General features: G+C 67.7%; 6 protein-coding genes. 5 read left to right on the top strand and 1 reads right to left on the bottom strand.

Going from position 1 to position 6,080, the window contains the following annotated elements; translation table 11 throughout:
- The 4 genes from NON22_RS19000 to NON22_RS19015 form a co-directional block, all read left to right on the top strand.
- Positions 1 to 1,003 (top strand): AAA family ATPase (locus tag NON22_RS19000; RefSeq protein WP_257388536.1); only part of this gene is annotated, 1,003 nt, incomplete at its 5' end.
- A complete protein-coding gene (locus NON22_RS19005) occupies positions 1,000 to 2,247 on the top strand; it encodes a hypothetical protein (RefSeq protein ID WP_257388537.1) in 1,248 nt (415 codons plus the stop codon). The genes NON22_RS19000 and NON22_RS19005, both read left to right, overlap by 4 nt.
- A gap of 160 nt (positions 2,248 to 2,407) precedes the next feature.
- Positions 2,408 to 3,145, top strand: a complete 738-nt coding sequence (locus NON22_RS19010) for a hypothetical protein (protein WP_257388538.1) — start codon at positions 2,408 to 2,410, stop codon at positions 3,143 to 3,145.
- A 52-nt stretch (positions 3,146 to 3,197) separates the two neighbouring features.
- The gene (locus tag NON22_RS19015) at positions 3,198 to 3,794 is read left to right on the top strand and encodes a class I SAM-dependent methyltransferase (protein WP_257388539.1); all 597 of its coding nucleotides are present in this window, start codon (positions 3,198 to 3,200) and stop codon (positions 3,792 to 3,794) included.
- 166 nt (positions 3,795 to 3,960) lie between these two features.
- Here NON22_RS19015 and NON22_RS19020 read toward each other — a convergent pair whose 3' ends face one another.
- Positions 3,961 to 4,383 (bottom strand): hypothetical protein, encoded by a 423-nt coding sequence (locus tag NON22_RS19020; protein WP_257388540.1) that lies wholly within the window; start codon positions 4,381 to 4,383, stop codon positions 3,961 to 3,963.
- A gap of 1 nt (position 4,384) precedes the next feature.
- Between NON22_RS19020 and NON22_RS19025 the strand changes: the two genes are divergently transcribed.
- Positions 4,385 to 6,080, top strand: a 1,696-nt coding sequence (locus tag NON22_RS19025) for an RHS repeat-associated core domain-containing protein (protein WP_257388541.1), incomplete at its 3' end; no start/stop codon positions are given.

Genomic DNA, 6,080 nt, shown 5'->3' on the forward strand with positions numbered 1-6,080 from the left:
CCTGCTGCGCCTGCGCGACTACGACCCGGCCAGCGAGCCGGCGCAGCAGGAGACCAAAGGCGAGGAAGGCGTCAGCGCGCCCGATCCGTATGCCGGCTCCGAGTCCGAGGAAGGCGAATACCAGCGCGAGCAGCTCGCACGCGAACGCGAGGAGAAGGCGCACAAGCTCGAACGCGACCGCCACGACTACGTGCGCCGCGTGCTCGACTATCGCCGCCAGCGCAACCTGATGCCGGCCGCCTGGCGCAGCACCGACGCGCTCGCAGCCGCGCTGCGCGAGTTCGAGACCGAACACGAAGTGCAGCGCGAACTCGACAAGATCGCCCAGCGCATCGAACGCGGCGGCTTCGTCACCGATCCTTCCTGCGTCGCGCTGCGCGACAAGATCGCCGCCGACCACGAGGCGCTGGAAACCACGCTCGGCCGGCGCGACGCGCATCTGCAGCGCGCGCGGCGCATCACCGACGAGGCACGCGGCGCCTACATCAACGTGCTGCGCGCGACGGTGCGCCAGTACGCGAAGAACCTGCGCGCGCTCGGCGAGCTGTCCGGCATCAACGTCGAGGTCGACCAGCCCGAGCTGGCCAACGACGATGTCGCGCTCGCACAGGCCGGCCTCAGCGTGCGCTTCGACTTCGACCGCAAGGGCTGGATAGGTCTCGACGACGGCGAAGCCTCCGGCGGCCAGCAGGTCATGAAATCGCTGCTGCTGCTCGTCGCGCTGCTGCGCGACGAAACGCATCCGGGCGGCTTCGTGTTCATCGACGAGCCGTTCGCGCACCTGGATGTGTTCAACATCGAGAAAGTCGGCGGCTTCCTGCGCGCGACCGAAGCGCAGTACATCCTGACCACGCCGATCACGCACAACCTCAACGTGTTCCACCCGACCGACCTCGTGCTGACCACGACCAAGCGCCGGCCCGCCGCGAGCTGGGCCGAGCCGGTCGCGGTGCTCAAGCGCGCGGTCGCCGCGGAAGCAGCGCGGCGCGCGGCGACGGCGTGAACGACGGGCGTGCCGTCGCGAGGAGCTGGTCGGCGGCCGACGCCGACGGCGTCGAGAGCGCGGTCTTCGACGTCACCGCGCGCTTTCCGCTCGGACGCCGGCGCTGGCGCCGCGCGGCGCGCGAACGCCTCGACCTGATCGGGACCTGGCCGGCGGCGCAGCGCGCGCTGCTCGGGGAATGGCTGGCCGGCGCCGCGCCGAGCCGCCGCTGGGACAGTCTGCTGAAGATCGCCGGCGGCCTGCGCGTGGAGCTCGCGCGCCGGCTCTGCGACGACCTGCTGCGCGACGGCTGGATAGAACGCTGCGAACGGCGCGAGCCGCGCCGCGACGACTGGCAATGGACGCAGATCGCCTGGCGTCGGCGCGACCGGCTGCACGCGGCGCTCGGCCTGCCGCCGCCGGACCTGCGCGAGCAGGTGCGTGCGCGGCTTTCCACCGCGGCGTCGACGCTCGTCGAATTCGCCGCCGCCCTCGACGATCTGCAGGATCGCGCGAGCGGCGTCGCGCTGCGCCGCCTCGGCCTGCTGCAGGCGCTGCAGGACTGGAAACGGCAATCGCGCGACGGCACGCGGCGCGAGTTCGCGCAGTTCGCCGGCGCGCACACCAAGTCGATCGCCGACGCCGACTGGCGCTGGCTCGACGAGCAGGTCGACCTCGAAGCGCTCGGCGTGCGCCGGCACAGCCCGGCGCTGTGGCTGCGCGCACCGCTGCGCCTGCGCCTGGCGCCGGGCGAGCTCGACCTGCGCGCGGTGCCGGACCTGATCGGACTGAGTCCGGCGACAGTAACCGCGCTCGCGGCGGCCGACGGAGCGATCGGCTGCTGGCGCCTGGTCGAGAACCGCACGAGCTTCGAGCACGCCGCGCGCGCGCTCGGCGATCGCGACGGCGTGATCTGGCTGCCGGGCCAGCCTCCGGCCTGGTGGTTCGCCGCCGTGCGCGCGCTGTTGCGCGTCGCGCCCGCGCCGCTGCGCATCGCCTGCGATCCGGATCCGGCCGGCATCGAGATCGCGCTGAGCGCTGCGCAGTGCTGGGAAGAACGCGGACTGGCCTGGAGCGCCTGGCAGATGGACGCCGCCGCGCTCGCGGCCCTGCCCAAGCGGCTGCCGCTCGGCGACGACGACCCCGCGCGCATCGCGCGGCTCGACACGCTCGCGCTGCCGCCGGCGCTGCGCAGCCTGCTCGAGGCGATGCGCGCGCAGGATGCCAAGGGCGAACAGGAAGGGCTGGATCTGACGCGGGACTGAAATGTCCCGGGATCGGTCCGGGCGCGTCAGCCCTAACGGCATTTGCGGGACGATCCGGCTTCGCGCGAAACTCGGCAGGTCAGTGTGACCAGCATCACATTTCGACGCGGCCGCGCCGCCGGCCTCCGTTCGCGCCACTTCCCCTGCCAAGGACACCGAAATGACCCGATCCGTGCTTTCCGCCGCCCTCGCTCTCGCCTGCTTCGGCGTCGCGGGTGCCGCCTCCGCCCAGTCGCTGAGCCGTTCTGCGCTGACGCCCGGCACCCAGCTGCTGCAATCCTGGACCGGACCGCTGGTCGCGCAGACCATCACGCAGTCGACCGCGACGACGATCACCGCTGGATCGATTTCCTGCAACGGCGGCAGCCCGGGCTTCCTGCATACGGACAACAGCTATTACCGCGCCTTCACGCTGTCCTCGTTCCCGGCGCTGACCCAGCCGCAGTTCCGCGTCGACACGATCAACTTCGGCGTCGAGACGGCGAACGACGCGGCCGGCGCCGGCCAGCCGGTCACCATCAATCTCTGGCGCAGCACGACGAACCCGCCGACCCTGGCGTCGCTGACCGCAGTCAGCAGCGACAACATCCTGGTTCCGGATTCGGCCACCGGCACGGTCTTCTCGGCCAACATCGCCTCCCAGCCGGTGTTCATAGTCGCGACCGACATCCTCGTCGTCGAAATCTTCACGCCGTCGGGCCAGGGCACGAACAACAGCTTCTTCATCGGCTCCAACGCCAGCGGACAGAGCGGACCGAGCTTCATCCGCGCGGCTTCCTGCGGCGTCAACGACATCACCGACCTCGGTACGATCGGCTTCGGCTCCATGCACATCGTCATGTCGGTCAGCGGCAACAACCAGGTGCCGGTCACCCTGCAGAGCTACGACGTCCAGTAAGCCCACGGGGCTCCGCGTGCGGCGGCCCGGCGGCCGTCGCGCGCGTCCGACGATGAGCAACGAGAAACCCTTTTCCGCCGCCTGCGAACGCAACCGCGAGCCGATACTCGGCGTGCTGCGCGAAGCCTTCGCCGACCGCCGCGACGTGCTAGAAATCGGCAGCGGCACCGGCCAGCACGCGGCGTATTTCGCGACACGCATGCCGTGGCTGCGCTGGCAGACGTCGGATCGCGCGGAGAACCTGCCCGGCATACGGGCCTGGCTCGCCGAAGCGAATCTGGCCAACACGCCGGCGCCGCTGCGCCTCGACGTCGCGCAGACGCCGTGGCCCGTATCGGCCTGCGACGCCGTGTTCAGCGCGAACACGCTGCACATCATGAGCTGGGCGGAAGTCGAAGCCCTGTTCGCCGGCATGGGCCGCGTGCTCGCACCCGGCGGCGTGCTTGCGATCTACGGCCCGTTCAACATCGACGGCCGCTTCACCAGCGACAGCAACGAAGCGTTCGACCGCGCGCTGCGCGCCGCCGCGCCGCACCGCGGCATCCGCGACGCGCGCGACGTCGACGCATTGGCCGCGCGGCACGGCCTGCATCTGATTGCCGACCATGCGTTGCCGGCCAACAACCGCTGCCGGGTCTGGCGGCGCTGAGACAGTCCGAACCCTTGCGGCCCCGCGCAACGGGCAGGCATTCGCGACATCGGCTTCCTGCGGCACGGGAGCCGTGCAGTGAGAACCGCCATTGCGGTCTTTTCCACGCCTGCATCGAGACTCTCCGTCCTGTCGGCGTGGATCGCCCTGAGGCGCATTGCTCGAGTCACTTCGCGATCCCGGCCAGCAGCAGCTTCACCAGCACCCACGCATACGCGTAGAGCAGCAGCTTCTTGCCGGCGACGTAGACCGCGCCGGCCAGCGCCAGCCGCCACCATTGCCGGCGCAGGTCAACGAGGAAGAACTGGCTCAGCGCGAGCAGCACGATGCCGAGTTCGATTACGCCCATGGTCCAGCCGGACCACTGCTTGTGCCAGGCCAGCCAGGCCGGCGAACGCAGGATCAGCAGCGGCAGCTGGTTCAGGACGTTGGCCAGGATGACGACGAACTGCGCGTAGAGTGCGAGCACGAGGTGCTCGGTCGCGTTGTAGCCGAGCAGCCGGCGGAAGCCGCTCATCGACGCCGCCCAGATCGCGACGAGGCCGAGCGAGAACGACCACTCGGCGTACTTGCGCACGGTCTCGAGCACCTTGGAGACCTGCTGCAGCGCCTGGACCGGCAGTTATACGATCCACGTCCAGTTCGGCACGCCGCCGGACGCGCCCAACCCGCTGACCGCCACCCTCAACCCGACCACCAACGGCCTGTTCACGGTCAGCTGGGCCAATGTCGGCTCCAACCTCACCTACAAGCTGGTCGAAACCACCGGCGGTGGCTGGGTGACCCTGGTCAATGACGCGTGCACGACCACGTGCACGACCAGCTGGACACCCGGTACGGCCCGTCCGATCGGCAACTACAGCTTCATCGCCCAGGCCTGCAATGCGACCGGCTGCAGCACCAGTTATCCGTTGACCGTGGCCGTGCAGGAGGACACCAGCTTCCCGCCGCCGACCGGTTCGATCGGGGCCAGTCCCAATCCGAGCACCACCGGCAATTACACCGTGCAGTGGACCGCCGTATCCGGCGCGACCTATTACAAGCTCTACGAGAAAGACAACGGCGTGGAGCAGGGCGTGATCCAGAATGGATCGTCATTGAGCTGGAGCCCATCCAGCCCGCGCGCTACCGGCGACTACGAATACTGGGTCAAGGCCTGCAAGACCCTGGTCAACGGCACGGATGTCTGCAGCGTCGACAGCGCCGTCTACACCGAACGCGTACGCCTGCCTGGCGTGCCGCCGACGCCGGGGTGGATCGGCTTCTCGCCGACCAACAACGGCAATAACCAGGTCATCTGCAACAACGTCAATCCACGCACCTTCACGTTGTACTGGGAGGCCTCCAGCGGCGACCTGGACCACTACGAGATCTTCGAAAGCAATTTCGCCACCGGAGACATGCCGCCGACCATCATTTCGCGCCCAGACCCGATAGAGCACCCGGAAATACCGCCTCCGTCCAATGCGACTCTGACGCGATATAAGGACGGGAACCCCTACCTGGTCTACTACTATCAGGTACGTGCCTGCAATGCAGCGGGTGGCGACAGCGGTTGCTCGGCTTACCGCGGCATCGCCGAGATGTGTGTTGGTAGTCCCAGCACCTTCGGTCCCAACCGCGTCGTCAGCACGACCTACTACCACACCGACGCGCTCGGCAGTCCCGTGGCCGAAACCAATGCCGCCGGCACGGTCATCAAGCGTTCGCGCTACGAACCATACGGTCTGCCGGCCACCAGCACCTTCGCCGATGCGCCCGGCTATACCGGCCATGTCGAGGATTCGTTTACCCAGCTCAGCTATATGCAGCAGCGCTACTACGATCCGCTCATCGGGCGGTTCCTGAGTGTCGATCCGATAGCGTCGAGCCTAACGAACGGAGCAAATTTCAATCGATATCGGTACGCCAACAATTCTCCCTACAAATATACTGACCCCGACGGACGATGGGTGTGCTCAGACGGCGGGAGTGGAAATTGCGGAAAGTTCGAGGTCGCACTGAATCGCATCACTGACGCAGCTAAAAATGATCGCCTTACCCAGAGCGAACAAGCGCAGATGAAAAAAATAGGAGATTTCTTCGGAAAAAAAGGCGACGATAGCGTCAGCGTTTCCTTCGCAGCCCCGAGCAACGGGGCAGATGGAAATGCAGGCCTTAAAAAAGGGGTCTGTCAATCCAAGTGTGTAACTGCCACCACGGTTACATATGGACAGGTACCCGTTCCTCGCCGAAGAGGATCTGGAATACCTGCAGCGCCGGTTTCCAGTGATGTACCGATCGCCA

Source organism: Tahibacter caeni (assembly GCF_024609805.1).
GTDB classification, from domain to species: domain Bacteria; phylum Pseudomonadota; class Gammaproteobacteria; order Xanthomonadales; family Rhodanobacteraceae; genus Tahibacter; species Tahibacter caeni.